Genomic DNA, 16,937 nt, shown 5'->3' with positions numbered 1-16,937 from the left:
GACCCACATGAATACACAACCTTTGCGCGTCGGTATCGGCGGCCCGGTCGGTTCCGGCAAAACCGCGCTGACCCTGGCCCTGTGCCTGGCCCTGCGCGAACGCTACAACCTGGCAGTGGTCACCAACGACATCTACACCCGCGAAGATGCCGATTTCCTGGTGCGCAACCAGGCCCTGGCGCCGGAGCGAATCATTGGCGTGGAGACCGGCGGTTGCCCCCATACCGCCATCCGCGAGGATGCGTCGATCAACCTGGAAGCGGTGGACCAGCTGAACCGACGCTTCCCCGGGCTGGACCTGATCCTGGTGGAATCCGGCGGCGACAACCTCTCGGCCACCTTCAGCCCGGAGCTGTCGGACCTGACCCTCTATGTGATCGACGTATCGGCTGGCGACAAACTGCCGCGCAAGGGCGGGCCGGGCATCTGCAAATCCGATTTGCTGGTGATCAACAAGATCGACCTGGCACCGCTGGTGGGGGCGTCCCTGGAAATGATGGACAGCGACACCCGGCGGATGCGCAACGGCAAGCCCTTCGTCTTCAGCAACCAGAAAACCGGCCAGGGCCTGGACGAAATCATCGCCTTCATCGAGCGCCAGGGCCTGCTGACAGCCGCCTGACAGCCGGAACCCCCGCCTTTTCCACCATCAACAAGGAAGCTTATCCATGACACTCAAACGCCTCTTCGGCGCCCTGGCCCTGCTGCTGACTCCGGCCCTGGCATTCGCCCACCCCGGCCACGGCGACAATGGCCTGATCGCCGGCCTCGGCCATCCCATCGGCGGGCTCGACCATTTGCTGGCGATGCTGGCGGTCGGTTTGTGGGCTGCGCAACAACAAGGCGCCGCGCGCTGGGCATTGCCATGCACCTTCGCCAGTACGATGCTGCTTGGCGGCCTGCTGGGCTTTGAAGGCCTGGACCTGCCGGCGCTGGAAAGCGGCATCGCCGCCTCGGTGCTCGCCCTGGGCCTGGCCGTGGCACTGGCGGTGCGTCCGCCGCTGGGCCTGGCGGTCGGTGCAACCGCCCTGTTTGCGCTGTTCCATGGCGTCGCCCATGGCTTGGAATTGCCGGACATGTCGACCCCGTGGGCTTATGCGACAGGCTTTGTCGCAGCCACGGCGGCGCTGCATGGTGCAGGTTTCGCGCTGGTGCGGGTGTTGCCTCGGGCAGCGGCGCCGTTGATTCGATTGGCCGGGGCAGCTTCGGCGGCGACTGGGGTTTGGTTGCTGGCGGGCTGATTCTTTAGCGCCTGCCAGGCCGTCATCGCGCGCTTGCTCGCGATGACGGACTTGCAGGCGCCATCTCTCTGGAGTCGGTCACTCTGCTACCATGTCGCGCAATCGCCCCCAGCCGTGACGACCTCCACCGATGCCTGATGCTTCCCGCCCCGCTCCCCAGCCTGAATTGATCGCCCTGTTCGCAACAGTGCGTCAGCATTTTCACGACGTGATCGTGCCGATGTGGCAAGGCCCGGGTTGGAACGCCGAACTGGCACTGCCCTATGAAGCCCTGGATGCCGGACATGCGCCGCTGCCACCCCAGCGCTACCGCGCCATGGCCTGTGCGCGACAGTTGTATGTGTTCTCCAGTCTGATGGGCGAGGTGCCAGGCGCCGCAGAACGTGCCTCTGCACTGTTTCGCTCGTTGCAGCGGCACTTCCACGATGCCGAACACGGCGGCTGGTTCTACAGCATCGACCCGCAAGGCGCGCCGCTGGATTCAACCAAGGACCTCTACACCCACGCCTTCATCCTTTTCGCCTGTGCCCATTACTGGGCCAAGGTTGGCGAGCCGCTGGTGGAGTCGGTACTCAACGCCGCCCTGCAAGTCATCGCCCAGCGCTTCGCCAGCCACGACGGGCTCTATGAGGCCAGCCTCGGGCGCGACTGGTCCGAGCTCGGAACAGGCCCCTTGCAGAACCCCCTGATGCACCTGGCCGAAGCGTTCCTCGCCGTGCTTTCTGTGCGTGACGACGCCACTGTCCGACAGGCATTGCTGGCGTTGTGTGATGGGATGTCCGAGCGTTTCATTGACCCGCAGCAGCGCGTCATGATGGAGAAGCCCCTCGGGGCTGTGGATAACTGGTACGAGCCGGGCCACCAGTTCGAATGGTATTACCTGCTGGCCTCGTCGCCCTTGTTGCGTGGCGGCACGTTGCACACGGCCCTGGAGCACAGCTTCGATCAGAGCGAACGACAGGGCGTGGACATGAAATCCGGGGCGGTGTGCGCCATGCTCGACCCGCAACCGCAAGCGACGCCACGGGACGCGACCCAACGCATCTGGGCCCAGGCCGAATACCTGCGGGCACTCACGTTACGCCCGGGGAACCAGGGGGCTTTGCTGCGTCAGTTGCAAGCGTTGCAGCAACATTTCCTGCATAACAGAGGCTGGAACGAATGCCTGGACGCCGACGGCGTCGTCAGCCGTCGGGACATGCCCTCCACCACGCCGTATCACCTGCTGACCTGCTATCGTGGACTTGCCGAGTACCTGGCATAGCGCCTCTGTGGCGAGGGATCTAGCGAAACGTCGCACCGCTCGCAGGGCTGCGCAGCAGCCCTGAAAAAGATAGATCGCAGGCTCAGGTCTTAGGCTCTGCACGAAATTGCTTTAAACGCAGGTTGGGCAAGGCAAAAACCGGCGAGGAAGCGGAGTTGACTGGCTGTCAATGAGCATTCCGAGCCGGTTTTTAACGCCGCATAACCAAGTTCCAAACAATTTCGTACATAGCCTAGGGGAACTACGCTCAGCTACGGGGATACCCCCTCGCCACAGAATCTCCCGCTACGCCTTGTTTCGCTCGATGGCGAATCCGGCCCAGGTCTGGCTCACCGGCATCAGCTCCAGGCTGTTGATGTTGATGTGCGCCGGGACATTGAGCACCCAGAAGATGGTTTGCGCGATGTCCTGTGGCTGGATCGGCTCGGCGCCGGCGTAAGTCGCGTTGTAACGCTCCTGATCGCCACCGAAGCGCACCAGGGAAAACTCGCTTTCACACAGGCCTGGCTCGATATTACTCACTCGCACACCGGTGCCTTGCAGATCGCAGCGCAGGTTCAGCGAGAACTGTTTGACGAACGCCTTGCTCGCGCCATACACGTGACTGCCCGGGTATGGATAGTTACCGGCGATGGAGCCCAGGTTGATGATCCCCGCGCCACGACCGTGGGCGATCAGGCGCGGCAACAGCAGGCGAGTGCTGTAGATCAGGCCCTTCACATTGGTATCGACCATCGTGTCCCAATCATCGAGGTCGCACTTGGGCGCCGGGTCGACGCCCAGGGCCAGGCCGGCGTTGTTGATCAGCCCTCGCAGGGTGGCGAAGGACGGGGGAAGATTGGCGATGGCTTCCTCCATGGCCTTGCGGTCACGCACATCCAGCACCAGGCCATGCACTTCGGTCTGCTTCGACAATTCGGCACACAGGGCATTGAGGCGCTCTTCACGACGACCGGTCAGCACCAGTTTCCAGCCGGCCTCGGCGAAACGACGGGCACAGGCTTCACCAAAACCGGACGTGGCGCCGGTGATAAACAGGGTGTTGGACATCGTGTTCTCCTTGCTAAGGCCAATGGATGAAATGGGTCCATAGGATGCCCGGCCTGATGAGGAGCGGCAACTGAACGCCGCTCATGTTCTTCCCCGGCGCACTGCTCAAAAAACAACCAATCGGCTACAAGCCTTGCAGGACAAGCGATGCAGCAGATTGCCCGCACCTTATCCACAGGCACGTCCACAGTAATCGGGGGCAAGTACAAACGCTGCAGGCCGCTGTGCATAAGGCTTTGCGGGACATCTGGAAAATTTTTTCCCTTGACCCTGCGACGCAGGTTGTGCACATCAGGTTATCTGCTATAAGCAGGCACAAGGATAGGCGATGGCTCGAAGCCAGCAACGACGGCCCTCAGCGCAGTCTTTCCAGTGTTTAATCACAGAGTTATCCACAGGCTTGCCCACCGATTTTCCGAACGCTTTGCGAGGCTACAAAAGTGTTGACAATAGCCAATGACTCTAAGCAAAAAATCCCTGATCAAAAAACAATCACACGTCTGCAAGCCACGTAAACAAAGGCTTTCAGACAGCTACTCCCACGTTACCCACAGCCAGTTCCACAGCAAACGGGGACAAGTCAAAACCGTGACAAAACAACTGTTTGCGGCGACTTTATGTCGCGGTTTGGCAAGCCTTCAGGATTGTTGTCCACAATTCCCGCCATGGCCCAAAACCCCGTGGGAGCGAGCTTGCTCGCGATAGCGGTCTACCTGTCATTTCTGTATTGAATGTGCCGCCGTCATCGCGAGCAAGGATGGGTGCATTGTGAAGGGATAAAAAAACCGGCGATCACTCGCCGGTTCCTGTTACAGCAACAGCAGCCTCAATGCCCGCCCAGGTAGGCGTTGCGCACTTCCTCGTTGGCGAGCAATTCCTTGCCGGTGCCGGTCATGCGGATTTCGCCGTTGACCATGACATAGGCCCGATCCGACAGCCTCAGCGCGTGGTTGGCGTTCTGCTCCACCAGGAATATGGTCATGCCGGTGGACGCCAGTTCACGCAGGGTGGCGAAGATCTGCTTCACCACGATCGGCGCCAACCCCAGGCTCGGCTCATCGAGCAGCAGCAACTTCGGCCGGCTCATCAACGCCCGGGCAATGGCGAGCATTTGCTGCTCGCCACCGGACATGGTCATGGCCCGCTGGTTGCGCCGCTCCTTGAGCCGGGGAAACAGCTCGAACATGCGCTGCATGTCTTCGCTGGCGAACTTGTCACCGATGGGAATGGTGCCCATCAGCAGGTTTTCCTCGACGGTCATGTCGGGGAATACCCGCCGCCCTTCCGGCGACTGGGCGATGCCGTTGGAGGCGATGTAGTGGGACGACTTGTGCGTGATGTCCACGCCCCGGTAAACGATCTGCCCACTCGCCGCCCGCGGCTGGCCGAAGATCGACATCAGCAGTGTGGACTTGCCGGCGCCGTTGGAGCCGATCAGGCTCACGGTCTCGCCTTCGCCAATGTGCAGCGAGACTTTCTTCAGGGCCTGGATCGGTCCGTAGAAAACGTCCAGCTCCTTGAGCTCGAGGATAGGTCCACTCATACCAGCTCCTCTTCATCGGCACCCAGGTAGGCCGCGATCACTTTCGGATCGTTGCGGATCGCCTCGGGGCTGCCCTCGGCGATGACGTTGCCGTGGTCCAGCACCACGATGTGGTCGGAAATGCTCATTACCATGCCCATGTCGTGTTCGATCAGCACCACGGTCAGATCGTGCTCGTCGCGCAGCAGCCGGATCATCGCGCTCAGCGCTTCGGTTTCCTGAGGGTTGAGGCCGGCGGCCGGTTCGTCCAGGCAGATGATCTTCGGACGGGTACACATGGCCCGGGCGATTTCCAGACGCCGTTGCTGGCCGTAGGAAAGCTCGCCGGCCAGGCGGTTGGCGCAATCCACCAGGTCCACCACTTCCAGCCAGTAGAACGCGTGATCCAGGGCATCGCTTTCCGCCTTGCGGTAGCCCTTGGTATTGAGGACACCAGCCACCAGGCTGCGGTTGACCCACATGTGCTGGGCCACCAACAGGTTTTCCAGCACCGACATTTCCTTGAACAGGCGAATGTTCTGGAAAGTACGGGCCAGGCCGGCACGGTTCACCAGGTGGGTGCCGCCGAACATCTTGTAATACAGCCGGCTGGCGAAGGCTTTCGGCGACACGAAATCGGTAGGACGGAACGGTTCGCCCAGCAGCTTGATGACGTTGGTATGTTCGCCGCGCACATTGAGTTCGATCTTGCCGCCAGAAGCCTTGTAGAAACCGGTCAGGCAGTTGAACACCGTGGTCTTGCCCGCACCGTTGGGGCCGATCAGGGCGAAGATCGAGTTACGCTTGACTTGCAGGCTGACGTCGCTGAGGGCCTTGATCCCACCGAACTGCATCATCAGGTTTTCAACCTGGAGTACGACTTCACTCATGGCGCTACTCCTTTACGCGGCGTCACACCGGTACGACTGATGCGAATCAGGCCACGAGGCCGCCAGATCATCATCAACACCATCAGCACTCCGAACAGCAGCACGCGGTATTCGGAGAAGCTGCGCAGCAGCTCCGGTGCCACAGTGAGCACGAACGCGGCGATCACCACGCCGACGGTCGAGCCCATGCCCCCCAGGACCACGATCGCCAGGATCAGCGCCGACTCGAAGAAGGTGAACGAAGATGGGTTGACGAAGCCCTGGTAGCTGGCGAAGAACACCCCGGCCAGGCCGGCCGTGGAAGCGCCAATGGTGAACGCCGAGAGCTTGACCAGCACGTGGTTCAACCCCATGGAACGACAGGCGATCTCGTCCTCGCGCAGCGCTTCCCAGGCCCGGCCGACCGGCATGCGGGTCAGGCGATGCTTGATGTAGAGCACCAGCAGCACGGTGATGAACAGCACGATGTAGATGAACAGGAATTTCAGGTTGGGGTTGTAGTCGATGCCGAAGAACTCATGGAAGGGCACCCCTCCCTCCTTCGCCCTGCGGCCGAACTCCAGGCCGAGGAAGGTCGGCGACGGGACCGGCATGCCGTTCGGGCCGCCGGTGAAGGACAGCCAGTTGTTCAGCACCAGACGGATGATCTCGCCGAAGCCCAGGGTCACGATGGCCAGGTAGTCACCGTGCATTCGCAACACCGGGAACCCCAATATGCATCCGGCCAACGCCGCCGCGATGGCCGCCAGCGGCAGCACCGTCCAGAAACCCAGCCCCAGGTACTGATAGCCCAGCGCCAGGCCATAGGCGCCGATGGCGTAGAACGCCACGTAGCCCAGGTCGAGCAAGCCGGCCAGGCCGACCACGATGTTCAGTCCCAGTCCCAGCAAGACGTAGATCAACCCGAGGATGACCACGGTAAGCACGTATTTGTTGGCGAAGAACGGGAACACGATGGCGATCACGATCAGCGCGGGGATGATCCAGCGCAGGCGTGACTTGTAGTCCGGCGGCAGCACATGCACGCCGGAACCCGTGGTCTCGAAACCCTGGAGGATCTTCAGCCCCCGGGGGGTCTGCAGGAACAGGCTCAGGGCGAAACGCCCGGCCATCACCACGGCCACCAGCCAGCCGACGCGGGCCGGCTGCAAGTTGAAGCTGTAGCCATCGAGCACCACGCCGACAATCGGCCCGAACACGATCAGCGAGATCAGGCCGGCCAGGATCGCGTCGATGACGCTCTGTTTGATATCAAGCGGTTTATTGGCAGCAGACATACTTATACCTTCGCCACGAGTGGGCGACCCAACAGGCCTTGGGGACGGAAAATCAGAATCAGCACCAGCAGCGAGAAACTGAACACGTCTTTGTAGTCGGAGTTGATCAGACCGGAGAACAGCGACTCGGAGATCCCGAGGATGATGCCGCCGAGCATGGCCCCAGGCAGGGAGCCGATGCCGCCGAGTACCGCCGCAGTGAACGCCTTGATGCCGATGATGAAGCCGGCATAGAAGTCGAACGTGCCGTAGTTCATGGTGATCAGCACGCCGGCCAGGGCCGCCATGGCTGCACCGATGATGAACACGTAGGAAATCACCCGGTCGGTATTGATCCCCAGGATGGAGGCCATCTTGCGGTCTTGCTGGGTGGCGCGGCACATGCGGCCGAGCTTGGTGTACTTGATGATGTAGGTCAGCAAGGCCATCCCGGCGAAAGCCGCCACCAGGATGAAGATCTTGGTGTAGGTGAGCTGGACGAAGCCGGTGCCGATATCCACGCGCATGGCGCCTTCGAGCAGTGTTGGCACGCCCTGTTGGCGGGCGCCCTGGCTGATCTGTGCATAGTTCTGCAGGATCAGCGAAATACCGATGGCACTGATCAACGGTGCCAGCCGGGTGGAGTTGCGCAGGGGTTTGTAGGCGACGCGTTCGATGACCCAGCCGTATACCCCGGTGACCACGATCGTGAACACGAGAGTGCCAAGGATCATTAGCGGGAAGGATTCGATACCGAAGTAAGCCAGCAGAGCCAGACTGATTGCCGCGAGGTAAGCGGAAATCATGTAAACCTCGCCGTGGGCGAAGTTGATCATGCCGATGATGCCATAGACCATTGTGTAGCCGATGGCGATCAGACCATAGACCGACCCGAGGGTCAGGCCGTTGATCAGTTGCTGCAGGAAAATACCATCCATAACGCAATCTCACGCAGTGAGAACCTGCACACCCTTGGGGCGTGCGGTTCTTCTAAGGAAAATACAGATTTACGTCGGAGCGATGTCAGGCGCGACCGGCGAGCGCCTTGGGAACCGGGACGAACCCGTTCCCAAGGAAGCCTGGACGGCCGCTTGAGTCCTTACTTCTGTTTTTCCAACTGGTGATACTTGCCGTTCTTGTCCCACTGGTAGACCACGTAGTCGGAGACTTTCAGGTCGCCCTTGCTGTCCCACTCCTTCTTGCCCATCACGGTCTGGACCGGATTGGCCTTGAGCCACTTGGACGCATCTTCGCCCTTGTTGGACTTGGCACCGTTGAAGCCGGCAGCCAGGGTCTGGACCGAAGCATAGGCGTACAGGGTGTAGCCCTCAGGTTCCGTGCCCTTGGCACGGAACGCATCCACCACGGCCTTGCTGTCCGGCAGCAGGCGCGGGTCGGCACCGAAGGTCATGTAGACGCCGTCGACGTATTGCGCGCCGCCAGCGGTGGTGACCAGTTCGTCGGTCACGATGCCGTCGTCGGACATGAATTTCACGTCCTTGAGGCCTTGTTCGCGCAGTTGGCGAACCAGTGGACCGGCTTCCGGGTGCAGGCCGCCGAAGTAGACTACGTCGGCACCGGCCGAGCGGATCTTGGTAACCACGGCGCTGAAGTCTTTTTCGCCGCGGGTCAGGCCTTCGTACAGCACCGGGGTCACGCCACGCTTGGCCAGCTGGGCCTTGGTGGCATCCGCCAGGCCTTGGCCATAGGTGTCCTTGTCGTGCAGGACAACGACTTTCTTGCCCTTGAGCACGTCGACGATGTAGTCACCGGCCACGATACCCTGCTGGTCGTCACGACCGCACATGCGGAACATCGCGCTCAGGCCCCGCTCGGTGACCTGCGGGTTGGTGGAACCCGGGGTGATGGCGATGACGCCGGCTTCATCGTAGACCTCGGAGGCCGGGATGGTGGACGAAGAGCAGAAGTGACCGACCACGCCGGCGACTTTCTCCTGGTCTACCAGGCGGTTGGCCACGGCCACGGCCTGCTTCGGTTCGCACGCATCGTCACCGGCCACCAGCACGATCTTCTCGCCGTTCACGCCGCCCTTGGCGTTGATCTCGTCCGCCGCTGCCTGAGCCCCTTTCATGTATTGCTCGCCAAATGCGGCGTTGGCGCCAGTCATGGGACCCGCTACGCCGATCTTGATGTCGGCCTGAGCAAACGCAGAAACACCCATCGCAGTAGCGACTGCGAGGGCCAGAAAGCCTTTCTTGTAAAACGTCTGGGACATGAGGTGGTGCTCCAAGGTTTTTTTAGTTGGCACTGCGACTTCACATAGAAGCTCTGAGCAAGGGCCGTGCCATCGGTTTTTTATTCTTCAAAAAGTCGCTGCTTTATTGTTATTTCGACTGTTTCGGGCCCTTTTTCACAGGGCGTGCAACCGTCTAAACCGCACAAGGTGCAACCTTCGATTCAAATGAGTACAACCATCCCTGAGCCATCATTGCAACCAGTGCGCGAAACGACGTGCAACCTGCCTGTAACAACCTGCGTCACCGAACTGCACACTACCGGTGCGCGTTTGCTACAACCCGCACCATAACAGGCTAGACCCTGCGCCGGAAAACGCCGGTCTGTGCAACACTTTTCAACACTCAAATGACGATCCGCAGGCACTGGCCCGCGTGATACAGGGAGAATCCCGCCTCGTACAGGCAACTGCGCAAGCCTGCGCCAGTCACCGGCTGCATGGGTGCGAACGGAATCGGCAGTGCCTTCGCATCGCCGTGGCACAGGTAGTCGGCGAAGGCTTTGCCCACCACCGTACCGGTGGTCACGCCCCGACCGTTGTAACCGGTGACAGCCACGAGGCCGGGCGCCGGCTCGAACAGACGCATCAGGTGGTCAGGCGTGAAGGCTATGCAGCCGGTCCAGGTGCACTCCCACTCCACCGACTTGAGGTAAGGGAAATAATATTGCTGGACCCGGTCGGCCCAGGCCTTGAGAAACCAGGCAGGCTTGCGATTGCCATTACCCAGGCTGCCCAGCAGCAGGCGACCGTCCTTGTCCCGGCGAATACTGCTCAACACCTGGCGGGTATCCCAAGACCCCTGGCCGCCCGGCAATATGCGAGCAGCCGCCTCGTCAGCCAGTGGAACAGAAGCGACCTGGTAGTAATAACCGGGGAAGAAATTGCGCCGCAGCGCAGTCCAGTCGCCCTCGGTGTAGGCGTTGGAGGCGATCACCACCTGCTCGGCCAGGACGCAGCCCTGGGCGGTCTGCACCGACCAGCGCTGGCCCTGGCGTTCCAGGCGTGTCACCGGCGAATGGTCGAACAGCCGGCCGCCCAGGTCCGTGGCGGCCTTGGCCAATCCGCTGGTGTAGGCCATCGGATTGAGTGTGCCGGCGCGGCGGTCGAGCAGTGCCGCGGCGATCCTGGAAGTACCGGTGGCTTGCACACAGGCCTCGCCGGTAAGCAATTGCACCGGGGCGCCACGACGCTTCCATTGCGCCTCGCGACTACGCAGGTCAGCCTCGCCCCGGGCGTTATGGGCCATGTGCAAGGTGCCTTCACGGCGCAATTGGCAATCGATGCCATATTTGTCGACAAGACTGAACACCAGGGCCGGCGCCGCCCCCAGCATGCGGTTGAGCTGGCTGCCCACCGCTTCGCCGAACCCGGCTTCGATATCGTCCGGCGGGATCCACAGGCCGGCATTCACCAGCCCGACGTTGCGCCCCGAACCGCCCTGCCCGGCCCGGTGGGCTTCCAGCACCGCGACGCGCTTGCCCTGCTCCAGCAAATGCACCGCCGCCGACAACCCCGTGAAACCTGCACCGATGACACAGACGTCGGCGTTGATTTCGCCAGTGAGCGAGGGGTGCTCAGGTCTTTGCGGCGTCAGTTTTTCCCATAGACATTCTTCGCGTAACGGCATTGCCAGACTCCGGAAATGAAACCCAACCATCACACTATTCAGTGTGGGAGCGAGCTTGCTCGCGATAGCGATTCCCCAGTCATTCCCCTGTTGAATGTGCCGCCGTCATCGCCAGCAAGCTCGCTCCCACGAGGGACCTTCACGAATCGAAGATCCGGCCCAGGCGACCTCAGTCGAAAGTGATCCCCTGCGCCAGGGGCAACTCCAGCGAGTAGTTCACCGTATTGGTCTGGCGGCGCATATAGGCACGCCAGGCGTCGGAACCGGATTCGCGGCCACCGCCGGTTTCTTTCTCGCCGCCGAAGGCCCCACCGATTTCCGCACCGCTCGGGCCGATGTTGACGTTGGCGATGCCGCAGTCGCTGCCCACGGCCGACATGAACTGCTCGGCTTCACGCACATCGGTGGTGAAAATGCAGGACGACAGGCCCTGGGGCACGGCATTGTTCAGGTGCAGCGCCTCGGCGAAGTCCTTGTAGCCGACCACGTACAGGATCGGCGCGAAGGTCTCGTGGCGAACCACATCGCTCTGTTCCGGCATCTCGACGATGGCCGGGGACACGTAGTAGGCATCCGGGAACTGGTCTTCGAGCTGGCGCTCGCCGCCAAACACCCGGCCTCCCTCGCTCAACGCCTGTTCCAGTGCATCCTGCATGTTGTCGAAGCTTTGCTTGTCGATCAGCGGCCCCACGAGGTTGCCTTCCAGCGGATGGCCGATGCGGACCTTCGAATAGGCGGCCTTGAGGCGGGTGACGATTTCCTCTTTCACCGATTCGTGGGCGATCAGCCGGCGCAGAGTCGTGCACCGCTGGCCGGCGGTGCCGACAGCGCTGAACAGGATCGCACGTACCGCCATGTCCAGGTCGGCGCTCGGGGCGAGGATCATGGCGTTGTTACCGCCCAGTTCCAGGATGCTGCGGGCGAAACGCGCCGCGACTTTTGGCGCCACTTCCCGGCCCATGCGAGTGCTGCCGGTGGCGCTGATCAGCGCCACGCGAGGATCGTCCACCAGTGCTTCACCGGCATCGCGGCCGCCGATGATCACCTGGCTCAGGTAGGGTGGCGCATCGCTGAAGTTCTTCAGCACGCGCTCGAACAGCGCCTGGCAAGCCAGGGCGGTGAGCGGGGTCTTTTCCGAAGGCTTCCAGATCACCGGGTTGCCGCAGACCAGCGCCAGCGTGGTGTTCCAGGCCCAGACGGCCACAGGAAAGTTGAAGGCGCTGATGACGCCGACCACGCCCAGTGGATGCCAGGTCTCGCGCATGTGGTGGCCCGGACGCTCGGAAGCGATGGTCAGGCCATACAACTGCCGGGACAGGCCGACGGCGAAGTCGCAGATGTCGATCATCTCCTGCACTTCGCCCAGGCCTTCCTGGGTGATCTTGCCGGCTTCCCAGGACACCAGTTCGCCGAGATCGGCCTTGTACTCACGCAACAGGTCGCCGAACTGACGCACCAGTTCGCCGCGACGCGGGGCGGGCACCTGGCGCCACAGGTCGAAGGCATGCTGGGCGCGGCTGACCTGCTGCTCGACTTCGGCGGCGCCTTCCCAATTCACGGCGCCGATGCGACTGCCGTCGATGGGCGAATGCACCGCCTGCGTGCCGTTCTGGTACAGGGCCGGGGCGACGCCCAGACGATCGAGCAATGCAGCAACCATGATTAATTCCTCAAGCGAAAGACAAAGGATTGGCAGCCGGATTTCCGACTGAACAGACCTGTAGTTGTAGCTGGCCCGAGACTTGCCAACAAACGACCTTTAAGCGAGATATCATTCCGTTTATTCATGCTGCCCGTCACGGGACATACCGAGCGACAGGAAACAAGGCCTCATCATGCTCAACAAACGCTATTTGCCGTCGATCACGGCGCTGCAGTGCTTCGAAGCAGTGACTCGCCACCTGAGTTTCACCCGGGCCGCCGAAGAACTCCACCTGACCCAGAGCGCCGTCAGCAAACAGGTCGCGCAACTCGAGGAGTTGCTGCAGCACCTGCTGTTTCGCCGCGTGCGCCGCCGCCTGCAACTGACGCCGGCGGGCGACCTGTACCTGGGGGAGGTACGCAAGATCCTTTCCCAGGTGGAGATGTCCACCCATTACCTGCGCTCCTATGGCGGCGATACCGAGGTGCTCAGGGTCTCGGCCCCTCCGACCTTCGGCGCCCGCTGGCTGGTCCCACGGCTCAAGGGCTGGCGCCTGCGGCATCCGAAGATTCATCTGGACGTCTGCAGCGAACAGGAGGCCGATGACCTGCTGCAGGGACGCAGCGACCTGGCATTCTATTTCGGCCAGGGCTCGCGGCCCGGTACCGAATCCCTGCGGCTGTTCGACGAGGAGCTGGTGCCGGTCTGCGCACCGTCCAGCCTTCCGGAGAAACCCTTCACCGACCCGACACAACTGGCGGACCTGGTCTTGCTGCAGAATGCCTCGCGACCCCAGGCCTGGCATGACTGGTTCGACAGCCAGGGCTACCACACCGAACACAGCTACCACGGCCCGCGCTTCGAAACCTTCTATATGTGCATCCGCGCGGCCCAGGTTGGTTGCGGCGTAGCCCTGCTGCCGCGTTTCCTGGTGGAAGAAGAACTGGCCGACGGCAAGCTGGTCATCCCCTGGGAACATGCCATGCCCAGCACCAGCGCCTACTACCTGGCCTACCCCGAACACTCGGCGGAAGTGCCCAAGGTGAAGTATTTCGTGGAATGGATGCTGGAGCAGCTCGGCAATCCGGGTACGCCGCAATAGCCATTGGCTTGCCCCCGTGGCGAGGGGACTTATTCCCGCCGGACTGCGCAGCAGGCCCAATAATTGATGGGGCGCCAGGCGCCCAGCGGGGATAAATTCCCCCGCCACAGTAGAGAGGCCTTTGCCACAGAAAAATCGGTGACCAAAAATCTCTGGCAATACCCACCCAGGTTATGCGCCACTAACCCACTCATCCCAAACCGCTGCCCGCCGCAGTGACCTGTCTGGAGAACCCTATGAGCGAGAGCGTATTTGCCGATCGCATCGTGCAGAACCTGCTCGACACCGACTTCTACAAACTGACGATGATGCAGGCGGTACTGCACAACTACCCCAACGTTGAAGTCGAATGGGAGTTCCGTTGCCGCAACAGTGAAGACCTGCGCCCGTATCTGGCGGAGATCCGCTTCCAGATCGAACGGCTGGCCGAGTTGAGCCTGAGCGCCGACCAGTTGAGTTTCCTGGAGCGCATCAGCTTCCTCAAGCCGGACTTCCTGCGTTTCCTCGGGCTGTTCCGCTTCAATCTGCGCTACGTGCACACCGGCATCGAAAATGGCGAGCTGTTCATCCGCCTGCGTGGGCCGTGGCTGCACGTGATCCTGTTCGAAGTACCGCTGCTGGCCATCGTCAGCGAAGTGCGCAACCGCTATCGCTACCGCGAAATCATCCTGGAACAGGCCCGGGAGCAGTTGTATCGCAAGTTCGACTGGCTGGCCGCCAACGCCAGCGCGGACGAACTGTGCGAACTGCAAGTGGCCGACTTCGGCACCCGTCGACGGTTTTCCTACCGCACCCAGGAAGAAGTGGTGAACGTGCTCAAGCATGATTTCCCCGGGCGCTTCGTCGGCACCAGCAACGTGCACCTGTCCCGGGAGCTGGACATGAAACCCCTGGGCACCATGGCCCACGAGTGGATCATGGCCCACCAGCAACTCGGCCCGCGACTGATCGACAGCCAGATCGCCGCCCTCGATTGCTGGGTCCGCGAATACCGGGGCCTGCTGGGAATCGCGCTGACGGACTGCATCACCATGGACGCGTTCCTGAACGACTTCGATCTGTTCTTCGCCAAGCTGTTCGATGGCCTGCGCCATGACTCGGGCGACCCGGTACTGTGGGCCGAGAAAGCCATCGCCCATTACCACAAGCTCGGTATCGACCCCATGAGCAAGACGCTGGTGTTCTCCGATAGCCTGACATTGCCCAAGTGCCTGGAGATTTTTCGCGCATTGCGTGGTCGCATCAATGTGAGCTTCGGAATTGGCACCAACCTGACCTGTGACATTCCAGGCGTGGAGCCCATGAGCATCGTGCTTAAAATGATCAGCTGTGACGGGCAACCCGTGGCCAAGATTTCAGACGAGCCCGGCAAGACCCACTGCAAGGATCCGAATTTCGTCGCCTACATGCGACACGTTTTCCAAGTACCTGCCGCCCTTTCTGACACATCAAGCAAGGAGTGAATTCATGCAAGCCGTACAGCGTGAGATTGCTGAACAGCTCAAGGTCCAGCCACCGTTCGCCGATGACGCCGCCCTCAAGGCAGAGATCGCCCGGCGAGTGAGCTTCATCCAGGACTGCCTGGTCAATTCCGGGCTCAAGAGCCTCGTACTGGGCATCAGCGGCGGGGTCGACTCGTTGACCGCCGGCTTGCTGGCCCAGCGTGCCGTGCGCGAACTGCGGGAAAAAACCGGTAACGCGGCCTACAAGTTCATTGCCGTGCGCCTGCCGTACGAAACCCAGTTCGATGAGCATGAAGCGCAGGCCTGCGTCGACTTCATCGAGCCTGACGAGCGCCACACCGTCAACATCGGCCCGGCGGTCAAGGCCCTGGCCAAGGAAATCCTGGCGTTCGAAGGCAAGGGGCCCGGCTCGCGGGACTTCGTGCTGGGCAATACCAAGGCGCGGATGCGCATGGTGGCGCAATACACCATCGCCGGCGCCGAGCAAGGCCTGGTGATCGGTACCGACCATGCGGCCGAAGCGGTCATGGGGTTCTTTACCAAGTTCGGTGACGGTGCCTGCGACCTGGCGCCGCTGAGCGGCCTGGTGAAGAATCAGGTCCGGGCGATTGCCCGTGACTTCGGCGCGCCGGAATCGCTGGTGGAAAAGGTCCCCACGGCCGACCTGGAAGACCTCTCCCCGGGCAAGCCCGACGAAGCGGCCCATGGCGTGACCTATGGCGAGATCGACGACTTCCTGCATGGCAAGACGATACGGGAAGAAGCGGCCAGGATCATCTGCGAGACCTATCGCAAGACCGAGCACAAGCGGGTATTGCCCTACGCCCCGTGACAGCCGGGAGCCTGATCTGGCGTCATCGCGAGCAGGCTCGCTCCCCGATTGCCAGGCATAAAAAAAGCGCCCTGCATGGGCGCTTTTTTGTGCCTGAAGGTATTACTTCAGGGTAACGGTGCCTTTCATCATCGAGATGTGGCCCGGGAACGAGCAGAAGAAGCCGTATTTTTCGTCCGCCTTGAGTTTCGAGACATCGAAGGTGACCGAATCGGTCTCGCCACCGCCAATGAGCTTGGTGTGGGCGATGATGCGAGCGTCGCCATCCTTGAGGTAGTTCTTGTCGACACCCGCGCTCAGGCCGTCAGTGGCAATCGGCTGCATGTCGGTATCTTTGCTCAGCACCCAGTTATGGCCCATGACGTTTTTCGGCAATTTACCGGTGTGCTTCAATTCGACGGTGAACGTCTTGCAGCTCTTGTCGATCTCGATGGCCTTGGTGCTGAAGGACATCTGGTCGGTCGAGTCGACGGTGGTCTTGCACTCCGCTGCCATCAGTTGGCTGCTAGCCAGTGTCAACAGGGATACTGCTACAAGTTTGGCAAACATCGTGAATCTCCAAGGCATGGTTAAGAAAAATTCCCTCGTCGGGGAAGACTGCCTGAATTTCAGACAAGTTCCTATGACCTGAGTCAAAAATTGTATACAACTTAAGGCTATCAGCCTGATGGATACAATCAACCGGCCATACGTACTGCACCGCTCTATGATCGGCCTCATCACCTTCGAGGAGCGACCACCATGAATTTCAACAGCCTGATATGCAGCCTGCTCGCCGCGTACGCCTGTGG

At 61.4% G+C, this 16,937-nt stretch carries 15 protein-coding genes; 6 read left to right on the top strand and 9 right to left on the bottom strand.

Going from position 1 to position 16,937, the window contains the following annotated elements:
* The first annotated feature begins 7 nt into the window (after positions 1-7).
* From ureG to AC1M7R_RS14150, 3 genes are all read left to right on the top strand, one after another.
* Entirely contained in the window at positions 8-622 is a 615-nt protein-coding gene (gene ureG / locus AC1M7R_RS14160) for an urease accessory protein UreG (protein ID WP_072397878.1), read from the top strand.
* Between the two features lie 46 nt (positions 623-668).
* Positions 669-1,241 carry a HupE/UreJ family protein gene (locus AC1M7R_RS14155; protein WP_490609692.1) on the top strand — a complete coding sequence of 191 codons (573 nt, stop codon included), beginning with the start codon at positions 669-671 and terminating at the stop codon, positions 1,239-1,241.
* A 130-nt stretch (positions 1,242-1,371) separates the two neighbouring features.
* Entirely contained in the window at positions 1,372-2,505 is a 1,134-nt protein-coding gene (locus AC1M7R_RS14150; RefSeq protein ID WP_072458627.1) for an AGE family epimerase/isomerase, read from the top strand.
* A 285-nt stretch (positions 2,506-2,790) separates the two neighbouring features.
* Here the strand turns inward: AC1M7R_RS14150 and AC1M7R_RS14145 are convergent, their stop codons facing one another.
* The 8 genes from AC1M7R_RS14145 to amaB form a co-directional block, all read right to left on the bottom strand.
* Complete coding sequence (locus AC1M7R_RS14145) at positions 2,791-3,555, bottom strand: SDR family oxidoreductase (RefSeq protein ID WP_072397881.1); 765 nt, start codon at positions 3,553-3,555, stop codon at positions 2,791-2,793.
* An 826-nt stretch (positions 3,556-4,381) separates the two neighbouring features.
* On the bottom strand, positions 4,382-5,098 hold the full coding sequence (locus tag AC1M7R_RS14140; RefSeq protein ID WP_072397882.1) for an ABC transporter ATP-binding protein: 717 nt from the start codon (positions 5,096-5,098) through the stop codon (positions 4,382-4,384).
* The gene (locus tag AC1M7R_RS14135) at positions 5,095-5,967 is read right to left on the bottom strand and encodes an ABC transporter ATP-binding protein (protein WP_072397883.1); all 873 of its coding nucleotides are present in this window, start codon (positions 5,965-5,967) and stop codon (positions 5,095-5,097) included. Before AC1M7R_RS14135 ends, AC1M7R_RS14140 begins: the two co-directional genes overlap by 4 nt.
* Complete coding sequence (livM, locus tag AC1M7R_RS14130) at positions 5,964-7,244, bottom strand: high-affinity branched-chain amino acid ABC transporter permease LivM (RefSeq protein ID WP_072397884.1); 1,281 nt, start codon at positions 7,242-7,244, stop codon at positions 5,964-5,966. Before livM ends, AC1M7R_RS14135 begins: the two co-directional genes overlap by 4 nt.
* A 2-nt stretch (positions 7,245-7,246) precedes the next feature.
* Positions 7,247-8,161, bottom strand: coding sequence for an ABC transporter permease subunit (locus tag AC1M7R_RS14125; RefSeq protein ID WP_072397885.1), 915 nt, complete (start codon positions 8,159-8,161; stop codon positions 7,247-7,249).
* A gap of 161 nt (positions 8,162-8,322) precedes the next feature.
* Positions 8,323-9,459, bottom strand: a complete 1,137-nt coding sequence (locus tag AC1M7R_RS14120; RefSeq protein ID WP_072397886.1) for an ABC transporter substrate-binding protein — start codon at positions 9,457-9,459, stop codon at positions 8,323-8,325.
* 364 nt (positions 9,460-9,823) lie between these two features.
* Complete coding sequence (amaA, locus tag AC1M7R_RS14115) at positions 9,824-11,107, bottom strand: L-pipecolate oxidase (RefSeq protein WP_165887923.1); 1,284 nt, start codon at positions 11,105-11,107, stop codon at positions 9,824-9,826.
* A 169-nt stretch (positions 11,108-11,276) separates the two neighbouring features.
* Positions 11,277-12,767 (bottom strand): L-piperidine-6-carboxylate dehydrogenase, encoded by a 1,491-nt coding sequence (gene amaB / locus AC1M7R_RS14110; RefSeq protein ID WP_072397888.1) that lies wholly within the window; start codon positions 12,765-12,767, stop codon positions 11,277-11,279.
* 175 nt (positions 12,768-12,942) lie between these two features.
* Between amaB and AC1M7R_RS14105 the strand changes: the two genes are divergently transcribed.
* The 3 genes from AC1M7R_RS14105 to nadE all read left to right on the top strand — a co-directional run bounded on the left by AC1M7R_RS14105 (position 12,943) and on the right by nadE (position 16,146).
* Positions 12,943-13,851 (top strand): LysR family transcriptional regulator, encoded by a 909-nt coding sequence (locus AC1M7R_RS14105; protein ID WP_072397889.1) that lies wholly within the window; start codon positions 12,943-12,945, stop codon positions 13,849-13,851.
* Between the two features lie 236 nt (positions 13,852-14,087).
* The gene (gene pncB / locus AC1M7R_RS14100; protein WP_072431700.1) at positions 14,088-15,314 is read left to right on the top strand and encodes a nicotinate phosphoribosyltransferase; all 1,227 of its coding nucleotides are present in this window, start codon (positions 14,088-14,090) and stop codon (positions 15,312-15,314) included.
* A gap of 4 nt (positions 15,315-15,318) precedes the next feature.
* On the top strand, positions 15,319-16,146 hold the full coding sequence (gene nadE / locus AC1M7R_RS14095; protein WP_072397891.1) for an NAD(+) synthase: 828 nt from the start codon (positions 15,319-15,321) through the stop codon (positions 16,144-16,146).
* A 102-nt stretch (positions 16,147-16,248) separates the two neighbouring features.
* Here the strand turns inward: nadE and azu are convergent, their stop codons facing one another.
* Entirely contained in the window at positions 16,249-16,695 is a 447-nt protein-coding gene (azu, locus tag AC1M7R_RS14090; protein ID WP_072397892.1) for an azurin, read from the bottom strand.
* Positions 16,696-16,937 lie beyond the last annotated feature (242 nt).

The sequence above is a fragment of the Pseudomonas sp. MS01C9 genome, assembly GCF_058202755.1.
The sequence above is the reverse complement of the archived record's forward strand: the minus strand, read 5'-3'. Positions and strand labels throughout refer to the sequence as shown.